Raw genomic sequence first — 24,648 nt, 5'->3', positions numbered from 1 at the left:
GCAGGCCTGGCGGGCAGGCCTGCGTTTCAGGCGTGCGGCAAGCGCCCAGAACCTGAGTTCTGTACGGTGGCAATCACCCCGCAGGTGACAGGCACGCCGTTTGCGACTCCACTGCGCGGCTCAGCCCGTTCCGATTCATCGTCAGAGAGGAAAACCGATGGCACAAGACAAGCCCCGCCAGACCGCGAATGACTTCGACCCCGAGGTGCTGCGCCTGTTCGACAAGTACGTGCACGGCCAGATCGACCGCCGCGGTTTCCTCGACGGCGCCCGCAAGTACGCCGTCGGCGGCCTGACGGCCGTCGGCCTGCTCGAGGCGCTGAGCCCGAAGTTCGCCGCCGCCGAACAGGTGCCGAAGACCGACCCGCGCATCTCGGCCGAATCGGTCGAGATCGCGTCGCCGCTCGGCTACGGCAAGGTGCGTGGCTACCTCGTCAAGCCGGCCCGCGTCTCCGGCAAGCTGCCGCTGGTGCTGGTGGTGCACGAGAACCGCGGCCTGAACCCGCACATCGAGGACATCACCCGCCGCCTCGCGCTCGAGAACTTCATCGCGTTCGCGCCCGACGCGCTGTTCCCGCTCGGCGGCTACCCCGGCGACGAGGACAAGGCCCGCGAGCTGTTCGCCAAGCTCGACCAGGCCAAGACGCAGGAGGATTTCATCGCCGCCGCCAACTTCCTGCGCGTCCACCCGCTGGGCAACGGCAAGCTCGGCGCGGTCGGCTTCTGCTACGGCGGCGGCGTCGTCAACCTGCTGGCCACGCGCGTGCCCGAGCTGGCCGCCGGTGTGCCGTTCTACGGCAATGCGCCGGCGCTCGACAAGGTGGCCGGCATCAAGGCGCCGCTGCTGCTGTTCTTCGCCGACAACGACGAGCGCGTCAATGCCGCCTGGCCCCCGTACGAAGCCGCGCTGAAGGCCGCCAAGGTGAAGTTCGACGCCTACAAGTACCCCGGCACGCAGCACGGCTTCAACAACGACACCACGCCGCGCTACGACGAGGCCGCCGCGAAGCAGGCCTGGACGCGCACGATCGCGTTCTTCAACACCCAGCTGCGCACTGCGGGATGATCCTCGGGGGGCGCGCCCGGCGGCGTGGCTACACTGCGCAGCTTCGCCCAGCCTCGCGCCCCTCAACGTGTCGGATCGTCTCGCAGTCCTCCCGCAGTACCTTCTCCCCAAGCAAGCGCTGACGCTGCTGGCCGGCCGCATCGCGTCGGCCCGCGCGGGCAGCTCGACGACGCGGCTGATCCGCTGGTTCGTCAAGCGCTACGGCGTCGACATGGCCGAGGCCGCCGACCCCGACATCTCCGCCTACGCGAGCTTCAACGAGTTCTTCACGCGCGCGCTGAAACCCGGTGCCCGCCCGATCGCGCAGGCCGACCTGATCTGCCCGGTCGACGGCGCGATCAGCCAGTTCGGCCGCATCGAGCGCGACCAGATCTTCCAGGCCAAGGGCCACCGCTACAGCACGACGGCGATGGTCGGCGGCGATGCGGCGCTCGCAAAGCAGTTCGATGACGGCCACTTCGCGACGCTCTACCTGAGCCCGCGCGACTACCACCGCATCCACATGCCCTGCGACGGCCAGCTGCGCCGGATGATCCACGTGCCAGGCGCGCTGTTCTCGGTCAACCCGACCACCGCGCGCGGCGTGCCGGGGCTGTTTGCGCGCAACGAGCGCGTGGTCTGCGTGTTCGACGGCCCGCGCGGGCCCTTCGTGCTGGCGCTGGTCGGCGCAACCATCGTCGGCAGCATGTCGACGGTGTGGCACGGCGTCGTCAACCCGCCGCGCACCGGCACGCTTCGCGAGTGGCGCTACGACGATGCGCCGGTCACGCTGAAGCAGGGCGACGAGATGGGCCGCTTCCTGCTCGGCTCGACGGTCGTGATGCTGTTCCCGGCCGGGCCGCTGGCGTTCAACCCGGTGTGGGAGGCCGGCCGCGCGATCCGCCTCGGCGAGGCGATGGCGAACACCGGCGCGTCACTTCAGTCCGCCTGACAGGAAGGCGCGCAGCCGCTCGCTGCGCGGGCGTGCCAGCACCTCGCGCGGGCCGCCCTGCTCCTCGACGACGCCCTGGTGCAAAAACATCACGTGGCGCGACACCTCGGCCGCGAACGCCATCTCGTGGGTGACGACGATCATCGTGCGGCCCTCGCCGGCCAGCTCACGCATCACCTTCAGCACCTCGCCGACGAGCTCGGGGTCGAGCGCCGAGGTCGGCTCATCGAACAGCATCACCTGCGGTTCCATCGCCAGCGCCCGCGCGATCGCGACCCGCTGCTGCTCGCCGCCGGACAGCTGCGACGGGTAGAGGCCCTTGCGGTGCAGCACGCCGACGCGCGCGAGCAGCGCCTCGGCACGCTCCACCGCCTGCGCCTTCGGCACGCCGAGCACGTGGATGGGCGCCTCGATCACGTTCTCGAGCGCCGTCATGTGCGCCCACAGGTTGAAGTGCTGAAACACCATCGCGAGCCCGCTGCGCAGGCGCTGCAACTGCTTCGCATCGGTGGCGTGCAGGCGGCCGTCGCGCCCCGGCTTCAGCGCGATCGTCTCGCCCGCGAGCGTGATGCGCCCGGCATCCGGCTGTTCCAGCAGGTTGATGCAGCGCAGCAGCGTGCTCTTGCCCGAGCCCGAGGAGCCGATGATGCTGATCACGTCGCCCTGGTTGGCAATCAGCGAGACGCCCTTCAGCACCTCGACGTCGCCGAACTTCTTGTGCAGGTCCTCGACCTGGAGCTGCACCATCAATCGCTCGACAGCTTGCCGCTGCGGATCGGCGTGGTGCCTGCGACCTTGAACAGCGGGCGGCCAGCCATGGCATAGCGCACCCGGTCGCGCGCGAAGAACAGGCCGTCGGTGCGGGTGTGCAGCGGATGAACCTCGCCGCTGATCGGGTCGATCACGTCGGCGATCAGGTCACCGGCTTGCACCACGTCGCCGGGTTCGCGGTGGTACGCGACCACGCCGCTCGCCGGCGCCGAGACCACCTCGGTGCCCGACAGCGGCGTGGCCGGGAACAGCAGCGGCGGCAAGGCCGGCACCGGGCCGTCGACCGCGCCACGCAGCGTCAGGAAGTCGAGCAGCGCGGCCGCATCGGCCGCCGCCTGCGGGTGCGTCACGCTGGTCTCGCCGCGCAGCTCCACGGTGACCGACAAGCAGCCGAGCGGCAGCGGGCGCGTCTCGCCGAAATGCGCCGCGAGCTGCCACCAGGTCTGCGAACACGCTTCGTCGAACGGGTTGTCGCCCGACTCCAGCGCCAGCAGCGAGGCCTGCGCGCCCAGGCAGCGGGCCAGCGGCTCGACCTCGGGCCACAGCGGCGTGGCGGTGTAGAGGTGGGCCACCGCCTCGCTGTCGCAGTGCAGGTCGAGCACCACCTCGGCATCGCAAGCCAGCGTCATCAGCGTCTTGCGCTGGCTCATCAGCTCATGGGTCTCGGGCAGCGTGCGCACCGATTCGTGCAGCGCCTCGCGCACCAGCCGCGCATTGGCGACCGGGTCGGCGCCCAGCGCCGCGTCGATGCGCGAGCGCACCGGCTCGAACAACGCGGGATAGTGCCGGTTGAAGTTCTCGCCGCTGCCGAGCTCGAAGCGCCCGATCGGCATGCGCAGCAGTTGCTGATCCAGGCCGATCGGGTTGGCCACCGGCACGACGACGACCTCGGCACGCAGCCGGCCTTCGCTTTCCAGCTGTGCCAGCCGCAGCCGCAGATGGTGCGCGACCAGCATGCCGGGCAGTTCGTCGGCATGCAGCGAGGCCTGGACGTAGACCTTGCGGCCGCTGTCCTGCGGGCCGTAGTGGAAGCTGACGATCTCGCGTCGGGTCAGCAGCGAAGCGCCGCTCAACGGGTGGTGTCGGGTTTGCATCGGAGGATCGAGGAGTTTCAGGAACAGGCGTGCAGGTGGCGCGACCAGCGGGCCTCGGCGCGGCGGAACAGCGCCACCAGCACGAAGGTGATGGCCAGGTAGAACAGCGCCGCGGTGATGAAGGCCGGGAACGGCAGGAAGAAGCGCGAGTTGACGTCGCGCGCCGCGCCGGTCAGGTCGAGCAGCGTCACGATGCTGGCCAGCGAGGTCGCGTGCAGCATCAGCACCACTTCGTTGCCGTAGGTCGGCAGCGCGCGCCGCAGCGCCGACGGCAGCAGGATGCGCCGCACCATCAGCCCCCACGGCATGCCGACGCTGCGCGCCGCCTCGACCTCGCCAGCCGGCGTCGCGCGGATCGCGCCGGCGATGATCTCGGTGGTATACGCACAGGTGTTGATCGCGAACGCGGCCACCGCGCAGAACCAGGCACTCGACAGCAGCGGCCACAGCACGCTCGCCCGCACCGCCTCGAACTGCGCCAGGCCGTAGTACAGCAGGAACAGCTGCACCAGCAGCGGCGTGCCGCGGACCACGAAGGTGAAACACCACACCGGCACCCACCAGCGGCGCCGGCTCGACGCGCGCATCACGCCCAGCGGGATCGCGCCCAGCAGGCCCAGCGCCAGCGCCATCGCCAGCAGGCGCAGCGTGGTCCACGCGCCCGACAGGTACAGCGGCAGGTTGTCGACGATGGCCTCGAAACTCATGGCACAGCGCTCACAGCGACACCGCCTTCACGCCCGCCGACCAGCGCTTTTCCAGCGCGCGCAGCACGACGACCGAGACCGACGTGATCAGCAGGTAGCCGAGCGCCGCGGCCAGGTAGAACGTGAACGGCTCGCGTGTCGCGCCGGCCGCCTGGCCGGCCTTCTGCATCATGTCGGTCAGCCCGATCACCGACACCAGTGCGGTCGACTTCACCAGCACCAGCCAGTTGTTCGCGAAGCCGGGCAAGGCCAGCCGCAGCATCTGCGGCAGCACGATGCGGTGGAACACCTGCAGCGGCCGCATTCCGAAGGCCAACCCGGCCTCGGCCTGCCCGTGCGGGATCGCGAGGATCGCGCCGCGGAAGGTCTCGGTCAGGTAGGCGCCGAAGATGAAGCCGAGCGTGGCGACGCCGGCAACGAACGGGTCGATGTCGATGTATTCGTCGATGCCCAGCTGCAGCGCGATCTCGTTCACCGCGAGCTGCCCGCCGTAGAAGATCAGCAGCATCAGCACCAGGTCGGGCACGCCGCGGATCAGCGTGGTGTAGACCGTCGCGCTGCGGCGCCAGAACGCCGAATGCGACAGCTTCGCCGCCGCGCCCGCCAGGCCCAGCAGCACCGCGACGGCCAGCGACGCGAGCGCCACGCCCAGCGTCAGCCGCAGGCCGTCGAGCAGGCTCGGCAGGTAGCCGTGCAGCATCAGTGCCCGTAGATGTCGAAGTTGAAGTACTTCGATGCGAGCTTCTGGTAGCTGCCGTTGGCGCGGATTGCCTTGATCGCGGCATTGAGCTTCTCGCGCAGCTCGGTGTCGCCCTGGCGCAGCGCGATGCCGACCCCGGCGCCGAAGTACGCCGGGTCGCGGTAGTCCGGCCCGACGAAGCCGAAGCCCTTGCCGGCCGGCGTCTTCAGGAAGCCGACGTCGCCGGCAATCGCGTCGACCATCGTCGCATCGACGCGGCCGGCCGCGAGGTCGAGGTACACCTCGTCCTGGCTCGCGTAGCGCACGATGGTCGCGGCGCTGAACTTGGCGGTGACGTAGCGGTCGTTGATGGTGGTACGCTGCACGCCGATGCGCACGCCCTTGAAACGCTCCGGCGTGCCGTCGATCGGCGAGCCGGTCTTCGCGATCAGCCTGTTCGCGCTGTCGTAGTACTTGTCGGTGAACGCGACCACCTTCAGGCGCTCGGGCGTGATCGCCATCGACGCGACCACCAGGTCGAACTTGCGCGACTGCAGCGACGGGATCAGCCCGTCGAACTCCTGCTGCACCAGCATGCAGCGGGCCTTCATCTCGGTGCACAGCGCGTTCGCGATGTCGATGTCGAAGCCCTGCAGCTTGCCGTCGGGGCCGACGGTGCTGAACGGCGGGTAGGCGCCTTCGACGCCGATGCGCAGCTTCGACAGGTCAAGCGCCTGCGCACCCAGCGCGGCGAACCACAGCACCAGCGGGAGGAATCGTTTCATCGGGGGGCTCCGGGAAGGGACGGGACCGCGTTGCAAGTCCCGAACCATACCGCGCCCCGGCTCACTGGGCGTAGGGGGTGCGCCCGATCAGCTTCATCCGCTCGTCGAAGCTGGGCGCGTCGGCCAGCAGCTGATGGCCAGGCGCCGCCGCGGCGGCCACCTCGCCGGCATCGGGCGTGCGGCCGATCAGGGCCATGCGCTCGATGAAGTCCTGGCGGCGCTCGGTGGCATTCTGTGCCGGGGTGTCGGGCGGCAACGGCACCGCCCGTTCGCCGGGCTCGGGCGTGCGGCCGATCAGGTGCATGCGTTCGACGTACGCGGCATCGGGGCCGGCGGCGTGGTCGGCGGGGCCGGCGGCAAAGGCGGCGCCCTGCGTCGCGAGGGCGGTGACGGCACCGAGGGCCAGGATCAGGAGGGGTCTCATGGGACTTCCTTTCGCAAGGAGTGGAGAGGTGCTTCTTGGGTCGCCCGCCGGCCCGCGCCGTTCCGTGGGCCGCGGTGGCTTTACCCGGTGAAACCCTGATGCCACATCGCGCGACGCGGACGACATCTGCCGTCGCAATCGATCTCATGAGAAGCGCCGGCCGGCCGCGTGAAAGCCGGCGCTAGACTGCGCCGATGACCTCGCCCGACGACGCCTCCCCCGCTGTCCCGCCTTCCGACAAACCCCGCCCCGGCGACACCTACGTGCAGTCGTTCGCACGCGGCCTGAGCGTGATCCGGTCGTTCAGCGCCAAGGCGCCGCAGCAGACGCTCAGCGAGGTCGCGCAGCGCACCGGGCTCACGCGTGCCGGCGCGCGGCGCATCCTGCTGACGCTGGAAGGACTGGGCTACGTCGAGAGCCAGGGCCGGCAGTTCCGGCTCACGCCGAAGATCCTCGACCTCGGCTTCGCCTACCTGTCGTCGCTGCCGCTGTGGAACCTGGCCGAGCCGGTGATGGAGGCGCTGGTCGAGCAGGTGAAGGAATCGAGCTCGGCGGCGGTGCTCGAAGGCGCCGACATCGTCTACGTGCTGCGCGTGCCGACGCACAAGATCATGAGCATCAACCTGGGCATCGGCAGCCGGTTGCCGGCCTACTGCACCTCGATGGGCCGCACGCTGCTGGCCGGCCTGGCGCCGGACGAACTCGACCAGCGCATCGACGCGATGACCCTGACCGCCCGCACGCCGCACACCGAGACCGACCCGCAGCGCCTGAAAGGGCTGATCGCCCAGGTGCGGCGCCAGGGCTGGAGCCTCGTCAGCCAGGAGCTGGAGGAAGGGCTGGTGTCGATGTCGGCGCCGATCCGTGACCGATCCGGCCGCTCGATCGCCGCGCTGAACATCAGCGGCCAGGTGAACCGCACGCCGCCGGCCCACATGCTGGAGATGTTCCTGCCGAAACTGCTGGAGGCGGCGGACACGATCTCGCGCTTGTTGCAGATGAAGACCTGAGGCGTCAGCGAAGCTCCCACTGCTGGGCCGCGGTGCCGTTGCAGCTCCACGACTGCACCGTCGTGCCGGCGGCGGTGCCGGACGAAGAGACGTCCAGGCACAAGCCGGTGTTGCTCGCGGGGCTGAAGCTGGTGCCGCCGCCCGGGGCCGGCGCCGCGCGCCAGGCCTGCGTCGACGCCCCGCTGCACGGCTGCAGCGTCGCGGCCGATCCGCTGCCGGCGCCCGAGGTCAGGCAGAAGTTGCCCGCGGCCAGCGCGATGCGGTAGGCGCCCGCCGGCGACACGCCATCGCTAGCCAGCACCCACGACTGCGCGCCGGTGCCGTTGATGCCCCAGATCACGATGCGGTTGCCGGCCTGCGTGCTGCCGCCGAAGTCGTCCAGCGCCATGCCGGGCGAGCTGCGCGGCAGCAGCGTGTGGGGGCCGCTCAGTGCGCCCGGCTTCGGCTTCAGCGGCTCGCTGGTCTCGCCGCCGGCATTCAGCAGCGCGATGCCACCGAGCAGCAGCGCACCGGCCGCCTGCGACGACGCCGTCGGCGTGCCGACCGGCCCGGCCCAGTTCACGCCCAGCCCGTTCTGCGCGTTGCGGCTGTGGTCCCACAGGCTGTCGGCGTTCAGGCTCAGGTACTCGCCGTACTGCGGCTTGTTGCCGCGATCGGCGTTGTACAGCCGCGCCAGGCCCTGCGCGAACATGCCCTTGAAGATCAGCGCATCGCCACCGCAGCCGTTCGGGTCGCAGGCATCGCGCAGCACGCCGTCCGCATAGGCCATGCGCGAGATCGTCGCCTCGGCGATGCGTTCGGCATGCGCCAGGTAGCCGCGGTCGCCGTTCAGGCGCCACAGTTCCGTCAGCCCGCCGAGGATCACGCCCTGGTTGTACGACCAGGTCGCCTGCCCGTTGTTCTTGCAGGTGGCGGTCGTCAGCCCGTCGTTGACCAGGCCTTGCGCGTTGATCATGCCGCTGCGGTTGACGAACCAGTCGAACTCCTTCAGCGCCCAGTCGTGGTAGCTGCCCGGCCCGGTGCCGTTCGGCGCGCGGCGCGCGAGCCGCGCGGCGGCCAGCAGGAACAGCTCGTTGGTGATCGCGTTCTTGTAGGTCTTCTCAGAGGTCCACCACAGGCCGCCGCCGCAGGTGCTGTCCCAGGCCTTGGACATGTCGCTGAAGATGGCCTTCGCCTCGACCAGGAAGGCCTCGTCGCCGGTCACGTCGTAGGCGCGCAGCCAGGCGTTGGCGTACCAGCCGGAATCGTCGTGGTAGACCTTGTTCGCGTCGCCGGAGCGCCAGCCGCGGCCGTACTGCAGCGACTGGTCGATCAGCGTGCGGTACTTCGGGTCGCCGGTGCGCTCGTAGGTGTTGATGATCGCGTCGAGCGTCGGCCCCTTGGTCCAACCGTTGGTGCGCACGTTGAAGCTCGTCAGCAGCTGCGCCATCGCCGCATCGTCGCGCGCCTCGGCGCTGCCGCCGGTGGCCACGTTGGGCGCCAACGGTTGCTGCAGCTTCCAGCTGACGTCGTCGACGAACGGCCCGGCGCCGTCGAAGCCGTTCAGGTCGGCGCCCGACGCCAGCCACAGCTGGTCGTTGAAATGCCGGATGAAGCGGCCCGGGAAGTTGAACGACTCCAGCGACACGCCCTGGCCGGACACGCCCGGCCGCGCGCACCAGGTGGCGTCCTGCCTGAACAGCTCGCTGTTGTCGGCGGTGTCCAGCCGCAGCCGCGAGTTGGCATGCCGCAGGTAGCCGACCGGCGCGGTGAGCGACTGCAGCGAATAGCAGGCCGGGTTCGCCAGGCCGCGCACGATGCGGAAGGTGGCCTGCTGCTTCTCGATCGCCGCGCTGCCGGCGTTGACCGGACCGGTGACGCCCAGGCCGGCGTCGTGGCGCATCACCTGCGCCGTGAAGTTGGCCGTCGTGACCTGGAACGACTTGGTGGTGTTCAGCGGCAGGCTCGCCGTGCCGGCGCGCAGCACCGGCAGCAAGGCGTTGCGCCAGACCAGCGCCATCCTGCCGTAGCCGGTGGCGTCGGGGTGCGTGCCGTCGAACAGATTGGCCGGCGCGACCGAGGCATTCATGTCGACGAAGCCGACCTTGCGGCCGGCCGCGGCCTTCTGCCGCACGATGCCCGGGATCGCCGCGTTGTAGGCCTTCACCTTGGCGTTCAGCGCGGCATCGCCCTCCGGCGTGATCGACGACACCAGCAGCCGGCTGTCGGGCAGCTTCGCGGTGATCTGGTCGATCAGGCGGCCGAGGCGGGCCGGCGCGTTGGCGAGGTCGTCGTTGAACACCACGTCGTTGGTGCCGATCATCAGCGCGACGACCTGCGGCTTGTAGCTGCCCAGCCAGCCGTCGACCGAGCCCGCAATACCGGCGATGCGCCAGCCGGAGTGGCCCTCGTGGTTCTTGTCGGCCAGCGCCGCCGGCCCGTCGGATTGCGAGCCGACGAAGTCGACGTTCAGGCCGTCGGCGCGCAACGCGTTGTAGAGCGAGGTGCGGTAGCCGCCCTGAGTGCCCTTGCCGTCGTAGCCGTAGGTGATCGAATCGCCGAGCAGCATCACCGTGGTCGCCGGCGTGGCGGCGGCCGCCAGCGCCGCGGCGGATTCGAGTTCATCGGCCGCCGCGGCGGCCGCAGGTGCGCCCGGGCTGGCGGTGTCGTCCGCACCGCCGCAGGCGGCCATCAACGCTGTGGCCGCGACCAGCGCGAGCCATGAGGGGGAAGTCTTCAACGGAGTCTCCTGGTACCGGCGGTCACAATGGAAAACATGTTCTATCGTTTTAACAATGTAGAACATTCATTCCACTGCACCAGCCCGGCCAGGTGACATCGGTGTCGCGGTGTTAACAGGCCCCCTAGTTGCGAACCCAACGCAGCGCCAGCACGTCATCCGGCCACTGCACCGCCTTCACCTTCTTCTGCATCGCCCAGCTCAGCGTGCGCCGGTACAGCGGCACGTAGGGCAGGTCTTCGCCGATCAACCGCAGCGCGACGCCGACCATCGCACGCCGGCGCATCAGGTCGGGCTCGACGCGGATGCTGTCGATCAGCGTGTCCAGTGCTGGGTTGGCGTAGCGGCCGACATTGAAGGTGCCCGCCCCGCCCTTGCCGAAGCTGTGGAACAACGCGTTCAGCGTCGCCCATGCATCCGTCGTGGGCGTCCAGCCGAATTCGACGAAGCTGCCGGTCGCCTGGCTCAGCTTCGGGAAGAACTGGTTGGTCGCCGACGAGCGCAGCGTCGTGCGGATGCCCACTTGCGCCAGCATCGCGGTGGCGGCCTGGCAGACGTTCTCGCGCCACGCGATGTTCACGCAGTCGAGCGTCACCGCGAAGCCGTCCGGGTAGCCGGCCTGCGCGAGCAGCTTCTTCGCGGCCACCGGGTCGTAGGGCAGGCGCCTGTCCAGCTCGGCCAGCGAGCCGTCGACCTGCGTCGACAGGAAGGCCCCGGTCGGCGTGCCCTGGCCGCGCAGCACCTTGCTGACGATCAGGTCGACGTTGATCGCCTGGTACACCGCCTGGCGCACCCGCCGGTCCTTGAAGGGGTTGCGGCCCTTCACGTCGGCATCGAGCAACTGCTCGCGCGACTGGTCGAACGCGAGGTACTGCTGGCCCAGGTCGGCGACCTGCAGCACGCTCAGGCCCGGGTCGGCCTTCAGGCGCGCCACGTCCTGGAACGGCGGGTCGAGCACCAGGTCGACCTCGCCGGTGCGCAGCGCCGCGAGCCGCGTCGCCTCCTGGCGGATCGGCACGAAGCTCACCTCGTCGAGGTTCCCGTTGCGCTTGTCGCCGCGCCCCCACCAGCGCTCGTTGGCCTTCAGCACCACGCGCACGTCCGGCTCGTAGCGCTCCAGCCGGAACGGCCCGGTGCCGTTGGCATTGCGCACCGCGAAGGTCTCCTGCTTGCCATTGAAATCCTGCGCGCGCTCGATGCCGTGCTTGCTGGCCCAGGCCTTGCTCATGATGCCGATGAACGGCAATTTCTCGGGGAACACCGCGTCGGGCGAACTCAACGCGAAGTCGACCGTCAGTTCGTCGACCTTGCGGACCTCGGCCACGGCGCCGAGCTGGAAGGCGCGCTGCGACGGCGGCTGGCGCGCCCGGTCGATCGAGAAGATCACGTCGTCGGCGCTCATCGCGCCGCCATCGTGGAACAGCACGCCCGGCCGCAGCCGGAAGCGCCAGGTGCGGTCGTTCAGCGCCTGCCACGACAGCGCAAGCGCCGGCTCCAACCTGAACTGCTCGTCGCGCCCCACCAGCGACTCGTACACCTGCGTGACGACCCGCGAGTGGTACAGCAGCGCGAGCGCATGCGGGTCCATCGTCTGCGGGTCGAACCCGCTGGCCACCCGCAGGCTGGCCGCCGAGGCCAGCCCCGCGGCGCACCCGATCCAGAGCCCGACGATCGCCAGCAGCCAGCGCTTCACGTTCCGTTCCATGAACCCTCCCCCGCAGTTGGATGCCTGCATGATCGCAAAGACGGGCCTGGAATTGGGTTACAACCCCACCACATGCAACACCTGCTGAACCTGCTCGCCGCCATCTCCCTGCTCGTCTGGGGCACGCACATCGTGCGGGTCGGCATGCTGCGGGTGTTCGGCGAGAACCTGCGGGCCGTGATCTCGCGCAGCGTGCGCAGCCGCCTCATCGCGCTGCTGGCCGGCATCGGCGTCACCGCGCTGGTGCAGTCGAGCACCGCCACCAGCCTGATCGTGACCTCGTTCGTCGGCAAGGGGCTGATGGACACCGGCGCCGCGCTGGCCGTGATGCTGGGCGCCGACATCGGCACCGCGCTGATGTCGGTGCTGCTGTCGTTCGACCTGTCGTGGGTGTCGCCGCTGCTGATCTTCGCCGGCGTCGTGATGTTCCTGTCGCAGGAGGACCGCGGCATCGGCCGGGTCGGGCGCGTCGTCATCGGCCTCGGCCTGATCACGCTCGCGCTGCAGCTGATCGTCGCCGCCACCGAGCCATTGACGCGCTCGCCGGCGGTGCGCGCGATGCTGGTCAGCCTGCCCAACGACGTGATGCTCGAGATCACGATCGGCGCTGTGCTGGCCGTCGTCTCGTATTCGAGCCTCGCCACCGTGCTGCTGGTGGCGATGCTGGCCAACGCCGGCCTGCTGCCGACCCCGGTTGCGCTCGGCCTGGTGCTGGGCGCCAACCTGGGCACCGGCGCGCTGCCGCTGCTGGCCACCGCGCGCGGATCGGTGCAGTCGCGCCGCATGCCGCTCGGCAACTTCCTGTTCAAGGTGATCGGCTGCCTCGCGATGATTCCGCTGCTGCCGCAGGCCCACGTGCTGCTGCAGGAAGCCGTGCCGACCGTGCTGCAGCAGGTGGTGGTGTTCCACCTCGCCTTCAACGTCGCCCGCTCGGTGCTCTTCATCCCGTTCACGCCGCTGGTCGGCCGCCTGCTCGACCGCTACCTACCGCAGCCGCGCGCGCTCGGCACCGACCGGCCGCGCCACCTCGACCCGCTGGCGCTGAGTTCGCCGTCGGTGGCCATCGCCTGCGCGGCGCGCGAGGCGCTGCACCAGGCCGACGTGGTCGAGACGATGCTGCGCGGCATCCTGCCGGTGATCCGCTACAACGACCTGGCGCTGGCCGAGCAGCTGCGCAAGATGGACGACGTGGTCGACGAGTTGTACTCGGCGATCAAGTTCTACCTGACGCAGATCTCGCGGGCGGCGTTGTCCGAGCGCGAGAGCCGGCGCTGGACCGACATCGTCTCGTTCACGATCAACATGGAGCAGATCGGCGACATCATCGAGCGCGTGCTGCAGGACATCGAGGACAAGAAGGTGCGCAAGAACCGCAGCTTCTCCGATGCCGGCATGGCCGAGATCGTGCACCTGCACGAGCGGCTGATGGCCAACCTGCGGCTGGGCATGAGCGTCTTCCTCGACGGCCACGTGCGCGACGCGAAGCGGCTGCTGGAAGAGAAGGCGCGCTTCCGCGACCTGGAGCACGAGTACGCCGCCAGCCACATCGTGCGGCTGCAGGAGAACACCGCGCAGAGCATCGAGACCAGCTCGCTGCACATCGACCTGATCAGCGACCTGAAGCGCATCAACTCGCACATCTGCTCGATCGCGTACCCGATCCTCGAATCGGCCGGCGCGCTGTCGCAGACGCGGATCCGGCACTCGCAGCTGTCGGCACTCTCCTCGGACGAATCCTGAGCGAACGACGCTAGAGGTATTGGTGCCGGCGCAGCCAGTGCGCGTGCACCAAGGCGGCCTCGAGCGTGAAGACGCCGGCCTTCAGGCTCTCGAGCAGCTGCTCGGCCGGCACGCAGTCGAAGCCCTCGACCTCGCCATCCTGGTTGTCGGGGTCCAGGCCCGGCAGCACCTCACCCTCGAACATCTCGATGCGCTCGACCATGTAGCCGTGGCCGTCGACCGGGCGGCGAACCATCTGATGGCCGAGCGCGCGCACGTTGCGCATCGTGGCCACCTCGAGCCCGGCTTCCTCCCAGGTTTCGCGGTGCAGCGCGGACGCGACGGTCTCGCTGGCCGACAGCATGCCGCCGGACAGCGTGTCCCACTGGCCGGGGTCGGTCGCCTTGTCGAACGCGCGTTGCTGCACCCACACCCGGCCGTCGCCGGTGTGGCCCACCAGGTGCACCGCGACGGTCGCGATGCCGAGCGGGCGCACCGCTGCGCGCTCGATCAGCGCCTGGCGCTCGCCATGCTCGTTGTTCACCACCAGCAGTTCGTTGCGCCAGGCGCCACCCAGGTCGTGCTGCTGCATCCAGCGCGCGATCACCGCCAGCGCCGCATCAGGCGGGCCCTCGACCTGCCAGCCCCCGGCGCGCGGGCGCATCGGCAGGTCGGCTTCTTCCATGTGGCGGCCGAGCAGCGGCTCGATCGAGCCGATCACCGCGTCGGTGGCCTGCAGCCACAGCCGCTCGCGCAGCGTCTGCGGGGGCTGGTCGGCCAGGGTGTGGAGGTGTTGCAGCCAGTCGGGAATGTCATCCATCGTGACTGCGATGGTATCGGCTCCGGGACTGGTTCCCGGACCGACGCGGCCCGCTCAGATGGCGGATTCGTTCACGACTTCTCAGGCCGAGAGGCTCAGGCCGAGAACAGCCGCCAGCGCGCGGTCATCGCCTTCAGGCCCTGCAGGATGCCACTGGGGACCGGTGTGTCCTGCGCGGACACGCGCACCGTGCGGTGCAGCGCGACGTGGCGCGCGTCGCCCACGCAGCGCTGGTGCTCCTTCATCGCCGCCGACACCGCCAGGCTCAGCACCGCCGGGCGGATCGGCTTGCTGGCGAAGCGGTAGATGCGGGCCTGGTTGATCAGCCGCACGACCTCGTCGGCATCGGTGTGGTCGGTCAGCATCACGGTGATCAGCGCCGGGAAATGGGTCTTCAGCGCGTGCAGCAGCTGGCCGGTGTCGGCCCCGCCGACGCGCGATTCGCAGACCATCACGCCGATCGCATGGCGCGCCAGCAGCTGCAAGGCGCCGGCCACGCTGTCGGCGCGGTACACCGTGATCTCCGCGCCGAGCGCCTGCCGGACCAGCGCGCAGTCGCTTTCGCTGTCGTCGAGCAGCAGCACGCCCGCGGTGGGCGCCGGGCCGCCGCGGCCGGCCGAGCCCGGCGGCGTGACGATGGGCGCCGGCCGCGACTGCATCTGGCCGACCTCGGCGGCATCGGCCAGCGTCGTGCGGAACGCGTCCTGGTCCCACGGCTTCGTCACGTAGCGGAAGATCTGGCCGTCGTTGACCGAGCCGAGGATGGCCTCCTGGTCGGCGTAGCCGGTCAGCAGCACGCGCACCGTCTGCGGCCATTGGTGGCAGACCTTGGCCAGCAATTGCACGCCCGTCATGCCGGGCATGCGCTGGTCGCTGACGATCACGTCGATGTGCTCCTTGCGCAGGATCTCCAGCGCCTGCGCGCCGCCGGATGCGGTGAACACCTCGTAGGTGCTGCGGAACATCACGCGCAGCAGGTTGATGATGCGTTCTTCGTCGTCGACGAACAGGATGCGGGCTTTTTGCGGGGCGGTCACGTGGCGGGCTCCGTCGGTGGGTTGGGTGGATTTGGCAAGGGGATCAGGCGGCCAGCAGCGCCGGCTCGCCGGCGTTGTCGGGCTTGCCGGGCTCGCGCGGGCGCAGCGGCAGCAGGATCGAGAACACGGTGCCGACGCCGGGCTCGGTGTCGACGAGGATCTTGCCGCCGTGCTCCTGGATGATCTTGAACGAGATCGACAGGCCCATGCCGGTGCCCTTGCCGATCGGCTTCGTCGTGTAGAACGGGTCGAAGATCTTCGGCAGCACGTTCGCCGGGATGCCGCTGCCGTTGTCCTGGATCTCGATGCGCACCATGTCGTCGCCTTCGCGCGCGGTGCGCAGCGTGATCACGCCGGGCTCGGCGCGCTCCGCCGGCATCGCATGCACCGCGTTCGTGATGATGTTCAGGAACACCTGGTTGATCTGCGAGGGCGAGCACTGGATCTTCGGCAGGTCGAAGGCCAGTTCGCGGCGGATCTCGACCGTGTTCTTCAGCAGGTTGCGCGCCAGCAGCAGCGTGCTCTCCAGGCCTTCATGCACCGCGAACTCGCTGACCTTCGCGCGGTCGAGCCGGCTGAAGTTCTTCAGGTTCATGACGATCTCGGAGATCTGCTCGATGCCGTGGATGCCGTCGGCCAGCAACTGGCCCATCTCGTCCATCACGCGGCTGCCGGAGACCTCGCGCGTGGACTTGTCGAACTGGTGGGCCAGCGTCTGCAGCTGCGCACGATCGCGCTGCTCGTTCGGCAGGTGCAGCATCTGCGCGAACTGCACGCTGTTGGCCGCCAGCTGCGCCACCGGTGCGACCTGTTCGCGCAGCACCTCGAACGTGCCCTTGACGTAGGCGAGCGGCGTGTTGATCTCGTGCGCGATGCCGGCCACCATCTGCCCGAGCGCGGACATCTTCTCGGACTGCACCAGGTGCACCTGCGATTCCTTCAGCTCGGCGTGGCTGCGCGTCAGTTCCTGGTTGACGCGTGCGAGCAAGCGGTAGCTCGCGACGAGGCGCCACGCGAACCAGCCCAGCGCGACCAGCAGCGCGGCCGAATAGGCCACCAGCACCCAGCGCCAGGTCTGCTGCGAGACCAGCAGCTTCTCGTGCTCGAGGGCGTGCATGTCGGCCAGTTCGTCCAGCGCCCGCGCCGTCGGCAGCACCGCGAGCTGCTTCAGCAGCTTGTCGCCCAGCTGCTGCTGGCGCACCACCGTCTCGGCATGGGCCGAGAAGCCCGCGACGCGCTCGGCCGTTTCGGCGGGCAGCGATTTCGCGAGCTTGCGCAGCTGGGCGATGCTGTCGTCGACCCGCGCGACCAGGCCGGCTTCGGGCGTGTCGGTGTAGACCAGCGTGTCGACCAGCACGCGATCGACCGCCGAGACCAGCCCGTCGCGCTCGGTCGCCGGCCAGGCCGCCAGCACTTCAGCGGCCGCCGACGGCAGGTAGCGCGTGGAGTTGCGCAGGATCGAATGCTGCGACTTGAACCGATCGATCAGCTCCACCTTGGAACCCATCAGCTGCCGGTAGGTGTCGAGCAGCGGCAGGATCCGCTCGCCGCTGTCGCCGTGACCGCGCCAGAACAGGTTGGTCTTGCTGCGCAGCAGCTCGTCGAGCGACTCGATCACCGGCAACGGGCTCGCGACCGGGTCGTAGCTCGCATTCAGCCCGGTCTTCGAACGCAGCACGTCGACGTTCCATTCGGCATCGATCTGCTTGAGCTGGCGCAGCAGCGAGCCGATCTCGCCGTACTCGACGTGGTTGACGTCCGAGGTCTTGTTCACCAGCAGCGCCAGCACCACCGCCAGCGCGGTGCCGACCAGCAGATGCATCCAGGTTCGCTTGTTCATCATGATGATTACCTGGCGCTCGCTCAAGGTTGGTGTGATTGAGATGAGGGCTCGAGCGGGCGGCCGCGAAGCTCGCCGGTGAGCGTGTACAGGAACTTCACGATCAGCGCCTTGTCCTGCTGCGGGGCCGGCCGGCCGAGCTGGTAGCGGAACATCGTGTCCACCGCATCGTCGAGCGTGCGGGCCGAGCCGTCGTGGAAGTACGGTGCCGTCAGCGCCACGTTGCGCAGGCTGGGCACCTTGAACATGTGCCGGTCCGCCTCGTTGTGCGTGACGTTGTAGCGCCCCATGTCGGCGCCGGTCGGCTCGCCGCGGCCGGCGAAGTAGTCGCCCATCACGCCGAACACCTGGAACATGTTGCCGCCGACGTTGACGCCCTGGTGGCAGGCCACGCAGCCGTAGCTCTTGAACAAGCGATAACCCTGCAGCTCGTCGCTGCGCAGCGCCGTCGCGTCCCCGCGGAGGTACTTGTCGAAGCGCGCATTCGGCGTCGTCAGCGAGCGCTCGAACACCGCGATCGCGTCCTGGATGTTGCGCGGCTTCAGCCCGTCGCGGTACGACTCGCCGAAGGCCGAGACCAGGCTCTTGTCGCGCGAGAGCTTCTCGATCACCTGCGACCAGTTGCTGCCCATTTCCTTCGGGTTGTGGACCGGACCGGCCGCCTGCTCTTCCAGCGACGCCGCGCGGCCGTCCCAGAACTGGCGGAAGTTGAAGCCGCTGTTCAGCACCGTGGGCACGTTGATCGGGCCGACCGAGCCACCGATGCCGATCGCGCTGACGCGCCCGTCGACGCCGCCGCGCTCCAGCGAATGGCAGCTGGCGCAGGCGATGGTGTCGTCGCCGGACAGGCGCTTGTCGTGGAACAGGCGGTCGCCGAGCGCCACCTTCCGCGCATCGAGCCGCACATCGAGCGGGATCGGGCGGATCGGCTCGTCGACCTGCGCCCACGCGTGTCCTGCAGTGAAGCCGCCGAGGACGGCAGCGAGAACAGCGGCGGCAATTTTTTCGGCATCCAACCAGGGCATGAGCACCTCATCAGTCGTTGTGTGCGTGGTACGTCACTGCACCCGTGGACTATCGACTCAGGTTGTCATGTGACGTAAGGAATTGCCGCACAGGTCATCGACCCAAAAGGTCAACAACTGCCAACTGAGTTGAAACGCCATTCACAGGACCAAACGTCTGGCGATTCGATGGGAACCCGCGGTGACTTCGGGTCACTCAGTCCGCACCGAATCTCCCGGCGCAGACATCGACCCATGAGCAACATCCTCAAGAACCTGGTGGACGGGTTCGCCCGCCGCGTCGGCGGCGCGCACGTCGAGTTCGACGGCGAAGGCCATCTGCAACTGGTGGCGGACGGCAAGTACGTCGTGAGCCTGCTGCACGAGCCCACCGAATCCCGGATCCACTTGTTTGCCGAAGCCGGCACGATGCCCTTCGGCCTGGAACACATCGTCGACGAAGACCGCTGGCATGGCAGCACCGACCGCACCGATGCCGAGGGCTTCACGTCGACGCTGCGCTGGCATGAATCCACCGGCAGCGTGCTTCAGCTGGCGAGCGCGCCGCTCGCGCAACTCGACGATGTGAAGTTCGCGACCTGGCTCAAGCTGTTTCTCGACAACCTGTCGAAGCTCGGCGACATGATCGCGACCGGACCGGATGTCGACAACGCCGAGGTGATCGAGGTCAGCGAGTTCCCGCCGATGGATCCGCTGGAACTGGAACTGCAGCTGATGGTGTGAGGCGGGCTGACAGCACGAGAAGGGCTGGCCGCCCTCCCGAGCTGGCCGCAGCGCTGATCGCCGGATCTACAAGCAGTCCGGCGCCTGCACGGCCTGCAGCACCGTGTCGACGAGACCCTCCCGGTCACGCCGGCGCAGCCACCACACCGCGCCCTTCTTGATCGACCAGTCCTGCGCCTGCCCGCTCAGCAGCAGCGCCGCCACCTGCCCCAGCGTCGGCTGGTGACCGATCACCAGCACCGGCTCGGTCGCATCGGGCCAGCGCGCCGCCTTCAACACCGCGTCCGCGGCCGCGTCGGGGGCCAGCGCCGGCAGCGTCTTGAACGACTTGTCGAGCGCCTTCGCCGTCTGCTGCGTGCGCAGCGCCGGGCTCACCAGGATGCGCGTCGAATGCGCGAGCCGCTGGTTCAGCCAGTCGGCCATGCGTTGCGCCTGGCGCTCGCCCTTCGGCGTCAACGCCCGCTCCAGGTCGTCCTGCCCATCGCGCAGGACGTGCGCTTCCGCATGGCGCCACAGGATCAGGTCCATGGCGATCACCCCGCTTGCTTCGCGGCCATCCGCGTCATCAGCGCCTGCTGCGCGCTCGGGCCGTCGGTACCGATCCGCTGGTAGCTGCCGTCCGACTGCAGGCGCCACGCGTCCTTGCCGTCGTGCAGATAGGGCACCAGGCATTCGTCGATGACGCGCTGGCGCATCGCCGCATCGCGCACCGGCCAGGCCACCTCGATGCGGCGGAACATGTTGCGCCCCATCCAGTCGGCGCTCGACATGAACAGCGCTTCGTCCGCCTCGCCCGCGCCCCAGCGGAAATACAGCACGCGCGAATGCTCCAGCAGCCGCCCCACCACCGAGCGCACCCGGATGCGGTCGGTCTGGCCCGCGATGCCCGGCGGCAGCATGCAGGCGCCGCGCACGATCAGGTCGATGTCGGCACCAGCCTGGCCGGCGGCGACCAGCGCCTCGATCAAGGGCACGTCGGTCAACGCGTTGATCTTCACGACGATGCGCGCCGGCCGCCCCTGCCGCGCCGCGTCGGCCACCTGGTGGATGTGCGCGAGCATCTGCTTGTGCAGCGTGAACGGCGCCTGCAGCAGCTGGCGCAGCGGGCGCATCTTGCCGAGGCTCGCGAGCTGCTGGAACACCGCATCGATGTCGGAGGTCATCTCCGCATCGGCCGTCAGGCAGCCGACGTCGGTGTACAGCCTCGCGGTCTTCGGGTTGTAGTTGCCGGTCGACAGGTGGCCGTAGCGGCGCAGCCGGCCGTCCTCGCGGCGCGTCACGAGCAGCAGCTTGGCATGCGTCTTCAGCCCGACGATGCCGTACACCACCTGCGCGCCGACGGCCTCCAGCCGCTCGGCCCAGTTGATGTTCGCCTCTTCGTCGAAGCGCGCTTTCAGCTCGACGACGGCCATGACCTCCTTGCCGCGTCGCGCCGCCTCGATCAGCAGGTCCATCAGCGGCGACTCGCTGCCGGTGCGGTAGATGGTCTGCTTGATCGCGAGCACGTCGGGGTCTTCGACCGCTTCGCGCAGGAACTGCACCACCGGCTCGAAGGATTCGAACGGGTGGTGCATCAGCACGTCGCCGTGGCGCAGCCGTTCGAAGATCGAATGATCGCGCGACAGCCCGGCCGGCCACGGCGCGTCGTGCTGCGGAAAACGCAGCGCCGGCGCATCGGCGCCGTCGATCAGCGCGTTCAGCCGCACCAGGTTCACCGGCCCGTTCACGTGGTACAGCGCCGCCTGCGGCAGTGCGAACTGCATCAGCAAAAATTCCGACAGCTCCGGCGGGCAGGTGTTCACCACCTCCAGCCGCACCGCCTGGCCGAAGTGGCGCGTCGTCAGCCCGGAGCGCAGCGCCTGCCGCAGGTTCGCCACGTCTTCCTCGTCGACCGCCAAGTCCGAATCGCGCGTCAGCCGGAACTGCGAGAACGCCTCGACCTCGCGGCCGGGGAACAGCTCGGCGAGGTGCGCGCGGATCACGCTCGTCAGCAGCACGAAGGCCTGGCCGGTGCCGGCGATCTCGTCCGGCAGCCGGATCACGCGCGGCAGCACGCGCGGCACCTTGACGATCGCGATCGTGTTCTCGCGCCCGAACGCATCCTTGCCGCCCAGCCGCACGATGAAGTTCAGCGACTTGTTCGCGACCTGCGGGAACGGGTGCGACGGATCCAGCCCGACCGGCACCAGCAGCGGCCGCACCTGGCGCTGGAAGAAGGTGTCGACCCAGCGGCGCTGCGCCTCGTTGCGGTCGCTGTGGTTCAGGATCTGGATGCCCTGCAGCTTCAGCGCCGGCATCACCTCGTCGTTGAAGCAGCGGTACTGGTCGTCGATCAGCAGGTGGGCCTCGGCGGCCACCGTCGCCAGGTCGCGCGCCGAGACGCCGGCACCGGGCTGGCGCACCGCCTCGATGTAGTCGGCGAAGCGCACCTCGAAGAACTCGTCCATGTTGGACGACACGATGCAGATGTAGCGCAGCCGCTCCAGCAGCGGCACGTCCTCGCGCCGGGCCTGGGCCAGCACGCGGCGGTTGAACTCCAGGATGGCGCTTTCACGGTTCAGCAGCGCCGGCATCAGCGGTGCCGGCGAAGCGGCGGTCGTCGGGGTCATCCGACGAGTTTATGAAGGTTTTGCGTCGGTTTCGTGACATCGATGTCAGCCCCGCGCACCGCCGGCACCAGGTGGCCGAGGAACTCGCGGCAGACCGGTTCCCAACCGAACTGCAGCGCGCGCTCGCGGGCGCGATCGCGCGGGATCTCCAGCGCTTGCAGTGCCGCTGTGCGCAGATCGTCGTGCAACACGCCGCCATCGCGCCCGTCGCCCTGCGGCGCGACCACGTCCAGCGGTCCGGCCACCGGGTAGGCGGCGACCGGCGTGCCGCAGGCCAGCGCCTCCAGCATCACCAGGCCGAAGGTCTCCGAGCGGCCGGGGAACACGAACACGTCGGCCGCGCTGTAGATGCGCGCCAGCTCGCTGCGGTCGACCACGCCGCGCCAGTGCACCTGCGGGTACTCGCGCTGCAGCCGCTCCTGCAGCGGCCCGACGCCGTAGACGATCTTCGAGCCCGGCAGGTCGAGGTCGAGGAAGGCCTCCAGGTTCTTCTCGTAGCTGAGCCGGCCGACGTGCAGGAACACCGGCCGCGGCAGCCCGAGGTCGGCGCCCGGCACCGGCTCGAACAGCCCCAGGTCGACGCCATGCGACCAGCGCCGCAATGGCGTGAAGCCATAGCCCTGCAGGATGTCGAACATGCCGGCGGCCGGCACCATGATGCCGCTGGACTTCGCATGGAAGCGGCGGAACCAGGCATAGCCCCAGCGCTCCGGCAGGTGCAGCGCGCGCGCCAGGATCTCGGGGAAGCGGGTGTGGAAGGCGGTCGTGAAGGCCAGGCTGCGCTTGAGGCAGTGCGCGCGCGCCGCGCCGCCCAGCGGGCCTTCGGTCGCGATGTGGATCGCGTCGATGCCGCCGTCGCGCAGCGCGGCATCGATGCGGCGCGCCACCTCGCGCCCCGGGCGCCACGCGAGTTCGATCTCGCGGTAGCCCGGGCAGGCGAAGCGCCGGAAGCCCGAGGGCTCGATCATCAGCACCTCGTGGCCGAGCGCCGTCAAGCCCTGCTGTAGCTCCACCAGCGTCGTGACGACGCCGTTGACCTGCGGCTTCCAGGCGTCGGTGACCAGCAGGATCCTCATGCGGCCTCCACCACGGTGGGTGCCGCTTGTGCCACTTTGGGTGCCGCCTGCGGTTCCCGGTCGCGCAGCTGCTGCGCCCAGTCGATGATCTCGAGCCGCCCGTCGGCATGCTCGACCAGCGCGGTCAGGCTCTCGACCCAGTCGCCGTCGTTCGCGTAGGTGATGCCGTCGATGTCGCGCAGCTCGGCATGGTGGATGTGCCCGCAGACGACGCCCTGCACGCCGCGGCGGCGCGCCTCGCGGGCGACTGCGTTCTCGAAGTCGCCGATGAAGCTGACGGCCCGCTTGACCTTCAGCTTCAGGTACTTCGACAGGCTCCAGTAGGGCAGACCCATGCGTGCGCGCAGCGAGTTGAGGTGGCGGTTCAGCTTCAGCGTGAACTCGTAGAGCGTATCGCCGACGTGCGCCAGCCACTTGGCGCACTGGATCACGCCGTCGAACAGGTCGCCGTGCAGGATCCACAGCTTGCGGCCGTCGGCGGTCTCGTGCACCCATTCGTCGGCGACCTCGATGCCGCCGAACTCGTGGCCCACGTAGCGGCGCGCGAACTCGTCGTGGTTGCCGGGGATGAAGACGACGCGCGTGCCCTTGCGCGCCTTGCGCAGCAGCTTCTGCACCACGTCGTTGTGCGACTGCGGCCAGTACCAGCTGCGCCGCAGCTGCCAGCCGTCGACGATGTCGCCGACCAGGAACAGCGTGTCGCTCTCGACGTGCCGCAGGAAGTCGAGCAGCGCATCGGCCCGGCAGCCGGGCGTGCCCAGGTGCAGGTCCGAGATCCACACGCTGCGGTAGCGCAGACTGTGCGCGGTCGGCTCGTCCTCCGGCCCGGAGGGCGGGTCCTGCGGGAGGGTCCAGGCCGCGCGAAGAAAAGCGTCTCGTTGCATGGACGCCCAGCTTCGCAGCCGGGCATGACGTGGTGGTGGCAAGGGCATGACGGACCGGTGACGCGGGCGCCGCCGATAATCGCCCGATGCACTTGTTGATCCCCTACGCCAGCACGCTCTCCGACGCTGGCCTGCCGACGCAACGCGGCCTCGCCCTCCCCCACCTGCAGCGCCTGCTGCCGCGCATGGTGCCCGCCCAGCGGCTGGGCAGCGACGAGTATTCGCTGAGCACGCCGGCCGAGCAGGCGCACGCGCAGCTGCTGGGCTGGCACGGCGCCGACGGCTGCCTGCCGTGGGCCGCCCAGGCCGCCGCGGCCGACGGCGTGCCGGTCGGCGACGCGCCCTGGGGCCTGCTGACGCCGGTGCATTGGCATGTCGGCGCCGAGCATGTCAGCGTCGGCTACCCGGAACAGCTGCGGCTCAGCGCCACCGAATCGCACGCGCTGTTCGAGGCGGTGCGGCCGCTGTTCGAGAGCGAAGGCTGGCAGCTGACCTGGGGCTCGCCGCTGCGCTGGTATGCGTCGCACGAGTCGCTCGACGGCCTGCCCACCGCATCGCTCGAGCGCGTGATCGGCCGCAACCTCGACCTGTGGATGCCCGACCACCCGCAGGCCAAGGCGATCCGCCGGCTGCAGAACGAGGTGCAGATGATGCTGTACCAGCAGCCCGAGAACGACCACCGCGCCGAGATGAGCATGATGCCGGTCAACTCGTTCTGGCTCAGCGGCTGCGGGCGCCGCCAGCCGGTGGCCGCCACCGCCGGCCTCGTCGTCGACCACCGGCTGCGCGCGCCGCTGCTGGGAGAGAACTGGGGCGACTGGGCCGAGGCCTGGCGCGCGCTCGACGCCGGCCCGGTGCGCGAGCTGCTGGCGCACCACGACGCCGGCGAGGCGGTGTCGCTGACGCTGTGCGGCGAGCGCTTCGCGCAGCGGCTGCAGGCGCAGTCGCAGGGCTTTCTCGCGCGGCTGGCGCGGCGCTTCGGTGGCTCGTCGCCGCTGGCGCTGCTGGAGGCGCTGTGATGGCC

Annotated in this window: 22 protein-coding genes; 6 read left to right on the top strand and 16 right to left on the bottom strand. The window is 69.5% G+C overall.

Annotated features, from left to right (window positions below; translation table 11 throughout):
• Positions 1-157: 157 nt before the first annotated feature.
• Both ACXJLU_RS13430 and asd read left to right on the top strand, forming a co-directional pair.
• Positions 158-1,066 (top strand): dienelactone hydrolase family protein, encoded by a 909-nt coding sequence (locus tag ACXJLU_RS13430; RefSeq protein WP_457331619.1) that lies wholly within the window; start codon positions 158-160, stop codon positions 1,064-1,066.
• A gap of 67 nt (positions 1,067-1,133) precedes the next feature.
• Complete coding sequence (gene asd / locus ACXJLU_RS13425) at positions 1,134-1,997, top strand: archaetidylserine decarboxylase (protein ID WP_457331618.1); 864 nt, start codon at positions 1,134-1,136, stop codon at positions 1,995-1,997.
• On the opposite strand, the gene ACXJLU_RS13420 is transcribed toward asd, so the two are convergent.
• The 6 genes from ACXJLU_RS13420 to ACXJLU_RS13395 form a co-directional block, all read right to left on the bottom strand.
• The gene (locus ACXJLU_RS13420; protein ID WP_457331616.1) at positions 1,980-2,744 is read right to left on the bottom strand and encodes an ABC transporter ATP-binding protein; all 765 of its coding nucleotides are present in this window, start codon (positions 2,742-2,744) and stop codon (positions 1,980-1,982) included. The genes asd and ACXJLU_RS13420 overlap by 18 nt on opposite strands.
• Positions 2,744-3,862 (bottom strand): succinylglutamate desuccinylase/aspartoacylase family protein, encoded by a 1,119-nt coding sequence (locus ACXJLU_RS13415; protein WP_457331614.1) that lies wholly within the window; start codon positions 3,860-3,862, stop codon positions 2,744-2,746. Before ACXJLU_RS13415 ends, ACXJLU_RS13420 begins: the two co-directional genes overlap by 1 nt.
• Before the next feature lie 17 nt (positions 3,863-3,879).
• A complete protein-coding gene (locus ACXJLU_RS13410) occupies positions 3,880-4,569 on the bottom strand; it encodes an ABC transporter permease (protein WP_457331612.1) in 690 nt (229 codons plus the stop codon).
• Positions 4,570-4,579: 10 nt separating this feature from the next.
• Positions 4,580-5,269 carry an ABC transporter permease gene (locus ACXJLU_RS13405; RefSeq protein ID WP_457331610.1) on the bottom strand — a complete coding sequence of 230 codons (690 nt, stop codon included), beginning with the start codon at positions 5,267-5,269 and terminating at the stop codon, positions 4,580-4,582.
• Complete coding sequence (locus ACXJLU_RS13400; RefSeq protein ID WP_457331608.1) at positions 5,269-6,033, bottom strand: ABC transporter substrate-binding protein; 765 nt, start codon at positions 6,031-6,033, stop codon at positions 5,269-5,271. Before ACXJLU_RS13400 ends, ACXJLU_RS13405 begins: the two co-directional genes overlap by 1 nt.
• A 61-nt stretch (positions 6,034-6,094) precedes the next feature.
• The gene (locus tag ACXJLU_RS13395; protein ID WP_457331606.1) at positions 6,095-6,457 is read right to left on the bottom strand and encodes a hypothetical protein; all 363 of its coding nucleotides are present in this window, start codon (positions 6,455-6,457) and stop codon (positions 6,095-6,097) included.
• 194 nt (positions 6,458-6,651) lie between these two features.
• Here ACXJLU_RS13395 and ACXJLU_RS13390 point away from each other — a divergent pair, with 194 nt between their 5' ends.
• Positions 6,652-7,467: an IclR family transcriptional regulator gene (locus ACXJLU_RS13390; protein ID WP_457331604.1), complete on the top strand. Its 816-nt coding sequence runs from the start codon at positions 6,652-6,654 to the stop codon at positions 7,465-7,467.
• 4 nt (positions 7,468-7,471) lie between these two features.
• Here ACXJLU_RS13390 and ACXJLU_RS13385 read toward each other — a convergent pair whose 3' ends face one another.
• Both ACXJLU_RS13385 and ACXJLU_RS13380 read right to left on the bottom strand, forming a co-directional pair.
• Positions 7,472-10,186, bottom strand: coding sequence for a glycoside hydrolase family 76 protein (locus tag ACXJLU_RS13385; protein WP_457331603.1), 2,715 nt, complete (start codon positions 10,184-10,186; stop codon positions 7,472-7,474).
• Between the two features lie 124 nt (positions 10,187-10,310).
• Positions 10,311-11,891, bottom strand: a complete 1,581-nt coding sequence (locus ACXJLU_RS13380; RefSeq protein ID WP_457331601.1) for an ABC transporter substrate-binding protein — start codon at positions 11,889-11,891, stop codon at positions 10,311-10,313.
• Between the two features lie 72 nt (positions 11,892-11,963).
• Here ACXJLU_RS13380 and ACXJLU_RS13375 point away from each other — a divergent pair, with 72 nt between their 5' ends.
• A complete protein-coding gene (locus ACXJLU_RS13375) occupies positions 11,964-13,631 on the top strand; it encodes a Na/Pi cotransporter family protein (RefSeq protein WP_457331599.1) in 1,668 nt (555 codons plus the stop codon).
• A gap of 10 nt (positions 13,632-13,641) precedes the next feature.
• Here the strand turns inward: ACXJLU_RS13375 and ACXJLU_RS13370 are convergent, their stop codons facing one another.
• From ACXJLU_RS13370 to ACXJLU_RS13355, 4 genes are all read right to left on the bottom strand, one after another.
• Positions 13,642-14,430: an NUDIX hydrolase gene (locus tag ACXJLU_RS13370; protein ID WP_457331597.1), complete on the bottom strand. Its 789-nt coding sequence runs from the start codon at positions 14,428-14,430 to the stop codon at positions 13,642-13,644.
• Between the two features lie 95 nt (positions 14,431-14,525).
• Positions 14,526-15,467 (bottom strand): response regulator, encoded by a 942-nt coding sequence (locus tag ACXJLU_RS13365; RefSeq protein ID WP_457331595.1) that lies wholly within the window; start codon positions 15,465-15,467, stop codon positions 14,526-14,528.
• 43 nt (positions 15,468-15,510) lie between these two features.
• Positions 15,511-17,307 carry a DAHL domain-containing protein gene (locus ACXJLU_RS13360; RefSeq protein ID WP_457331593.1) on the bottom strand — a complete coding sequence of 599 codons (1,797 nt, stop codon included), beginning with the start codon at positions 17,305-17,307 and terminating at the stop codon, positions 15,511-15,513.
• Positions 17,308-17,330: 23 nt separating this feature from the next.
• Positions 17,331-18,332, bottom strand: a complete 1,002-nt coding sequence (locus ACXJLU_RS13355) for a cytochrome-c peroxidase (protein ID WP_457331591.1) — start codon at positions 18,330-18,332, stop codon at positions 17,331-17,333.
• A gap of 234 nt (positions 18,333-18,566) precedes the next feature.
• On the opposite strand from ACXJLU_RS13355, the gene ACXJLU_RS13350 reads away from it, so the two are divergent.
• Entirely contained in the window at positions 18,567-19,055 is a 489-nt protein-coding gene (locus tag ACXJLU_RS13350) for a type III secretion system chaperone (RefSeq protein ID WP_457331589.1), read from the top strand.
• 66 nt (positions 19,056-19,121) lie between these two features.
• Here ACXJLU_RS13350 and sixA read toward each other — a convergent pair whose 3' ends face one another.
• The 4 genes from sixA to ACXJLU_RS13330 are packed head-to-tail and all read right to left on the bottom strand — an operon-like array spanning position 19,122 to position 23,624.
• Positions 19,122-19,583, bottom strand: a complete 462-nt coding sequence (gene sixA, locus ACXJLU_RS13345; protein ID WP_073463793.1) for a phosphohistidine phosphatase SixA — start codon at positions 19,581-19,583, stop codon at positions 19,122-19,124.
• A 5-nt stretch (positions 19,584-19,588) separates the two neighbouring features.
• Positions 19,589-21,664: a polyphosphate kinase 1 gene (ppk1, locus tag ACXJLU_RS13340; RefSeq protein ID WP_457331587.1), complete on the bottom strand. Its 2,076-nt coding sequence runs from the start codon at positions 21,662-21,664 to the stop codon at positions 19,589-19,591.
• A complete protein-coding gene (locus ACXJLU_RS13335) occupies positions 21,661-22,740 on the bottom strand; it encodes a glycosyltransferase family 4 protein (protein ID WP_457331585.1) in 1,080 nt (359 codons plus the stop codon). The genes ppk1 and ACXJLU_RS13335 overlap by 4 nt, the downstream gene beginning before the upstream one ends.
• Positions 22,737-23,624 carry a UDP-2,3-diacylglucosamine diphosphatase gene (locus ACXJLU_RS13330; protein ID WP_457331583.1) on the bottom strand — a complete coding sequence of 296 codons (888 nt, stop codon included), beginning with the start codon at positions 23,622-23,624 and terminating at the stop codon, positions 22,737-22,739. Before ACXJLU_RS13330 ends, ACXJLU_RS13335 begins: the two co-directional genes overlap by 4 nt.
• Before the next feature lie 86 nt (positions 23,625-23,710).
• Here ACXJLU_RS13330 and ACXJLU_RS13325 point away from each other — a divergent pair, with 86 nt between their 5' ends.
• Positions 23,711-24,643 carry a hypothetical protein gene (locus tag ACXJLU_RS13325; RefSeq protein WP_457331581.1) on the top strand — a complete coding sequence of 311 codons (933 nt, stop codon included), beginning with the start codon at positions 23,711-23,713 and terminating at the stop codon, positions 24,641-24,643.
• The last annotated feature ends 5 nt before the right edge of the window (positions 24,644-24,648 follow it).

Source organism: Rhizobacter sp. P5_C2, assembly GCF_054049715.1.
The sequence above is the reverse complement of the archived record's forward strand: the minus strand, read 5'-3'. Positions and strand labels throughout refer to the sequence as shown.

Bases quoted from the DNA above. Each gene is read 5' to 3' on its own strand.
- ACXJLU_RS13430 (WP_457331619.1), top strand. From the start codon at position 158: ATGGCACAAGACAAGCCCCGCCAGACCGCGAATGACTTCGACCCCGAG.
- ACXJLU_RS13420 (WP_457331616.1), bottom strand. From the start codon at position 2,744: ATGGTGCAGCTCCAGGTCGAGGACCTGCACAAGAAGTTCGGCGACGTC.
- ACXJLU_RS13415 (WP_457331614.1), bottom strand. From the start codon at position 3,862: ATGCAAACCCGACACCACCCGTTGAGCGGCGCTTCGCTGCTGACCCGA.
- ACXJLU_RS13410 (WP_457331612.1), bottom strand. From the start codon at position 4,569: ATGAGTTTCGAGGCCATCGTCGACAACCTGCCGCTGTACCTGTCGGGC.
- ACXJLU_RS13405 (WP_457331610.1), bottom strand. From the start codon at position 5,269: ATGCTGCACGGCTACCTGCCGAGCCTGCTCGACGGCCTGCGGCTGACG.
- ACXJLU_RS13400 (WP_457331608.1), bottom strand. From the start codon at position 6,033: ATGAAACGATTCCTCCCGCTGGTGCTGTGGTTCGCCGCGCTGGGTGCG.
- ACXJLU_RS13395 (WP_457331606.1), bottom strand. From the start codon at position 6,457: ATGAGACCCCTCCTGATCCTGGCCCTCGGTGCCGTCACCGCCCTCGCG.
- ACXJLU_RS13390 (WP_457331604.1), top strand. From the start codon at position 6,652: ATGACCTCGCCCGACGACGCCTCCCCCGCTGTCCCGCCTTCCGACAAA.
- ACXJLU_RS13380 (WP_457331601.1), bottom strand. From the start codon at position 11,891: ATGGAACGGAACGTGAAGCGCTGGCTGCTGGCGATCGTCGGGCTCTGG.
- ACXJLU_RS13375 (WP_457331599.1), top strand. From the start codon at position 11,964: ATGCAACACCTGCTGAACCTGCTCGCCGCCATCTCCCTGCTCGTCTGG.
- ACXJLU_RS13370 (WP_457331597.1), bottom strand. From the start codon at position 14,430: ATGGATGACATTCCCGACTGGCTGCAACACCTCCACACCCTGGCCGAC.
- ACXJLU_RS13360 (WP_457331593.1), bottom strand. From the start codon at position 17,307: ATGAACAAGCGAACCTGGATGCATCTGCTGGTCGGCACCGCGCTGGCG.
- ACXJLU_RS13355 (WP_457331591.1), bottom strand. From the start codon at position 18,332: ATGCCCTGGTTGGATGCCGAAAAAATTGCCGCCGCTGTTCTCGCTGCC.
- ACXJLU_RS13350 (WP_457331589.1), top strand. From the start codon at position 18,567: ATGAGCAACATCCTCAAGAACCTGGTGGACGGGTTCGCCCGCCGCGTC.
- sixA (WP_073463793.1), bottom strand. From the start codon at position 19,583: ATGGACCTGATCCTGTGGCGCCATGCGGAAGCGCACGTCCTGCGCGAT.
- ppk1 (WP_457331587.1), bottom strand. From the start codon at position 21,664: ATGACCCCGACGACCGCCGCTTCGCCGGCACCGCTGATGCCGGCGCTG.
- ACXJLU_RS13335 (WP_457331585.1), bottom strand. From the start codon at position 22,740: ATGAGGATCCTGCTGGTCACCGACGCCTGGAAGCCGCAGGTCAACGGC.
- ACXJLU_RS13330 (WP_457331583.1), bottom strand. From the start codon at position 23,624: ATGCAACGAGACGCTTTTCTTCGCGCGGCCTGGACCCTCCCGCAGGAC.
- ACXJLU_RS13325 (WP_457331581.1), top strand. From the start codon at position 23,711: ATGCACTTGTTGATCCCCTACGCCAGCACGCTCTCCGACGCTGGCCTG.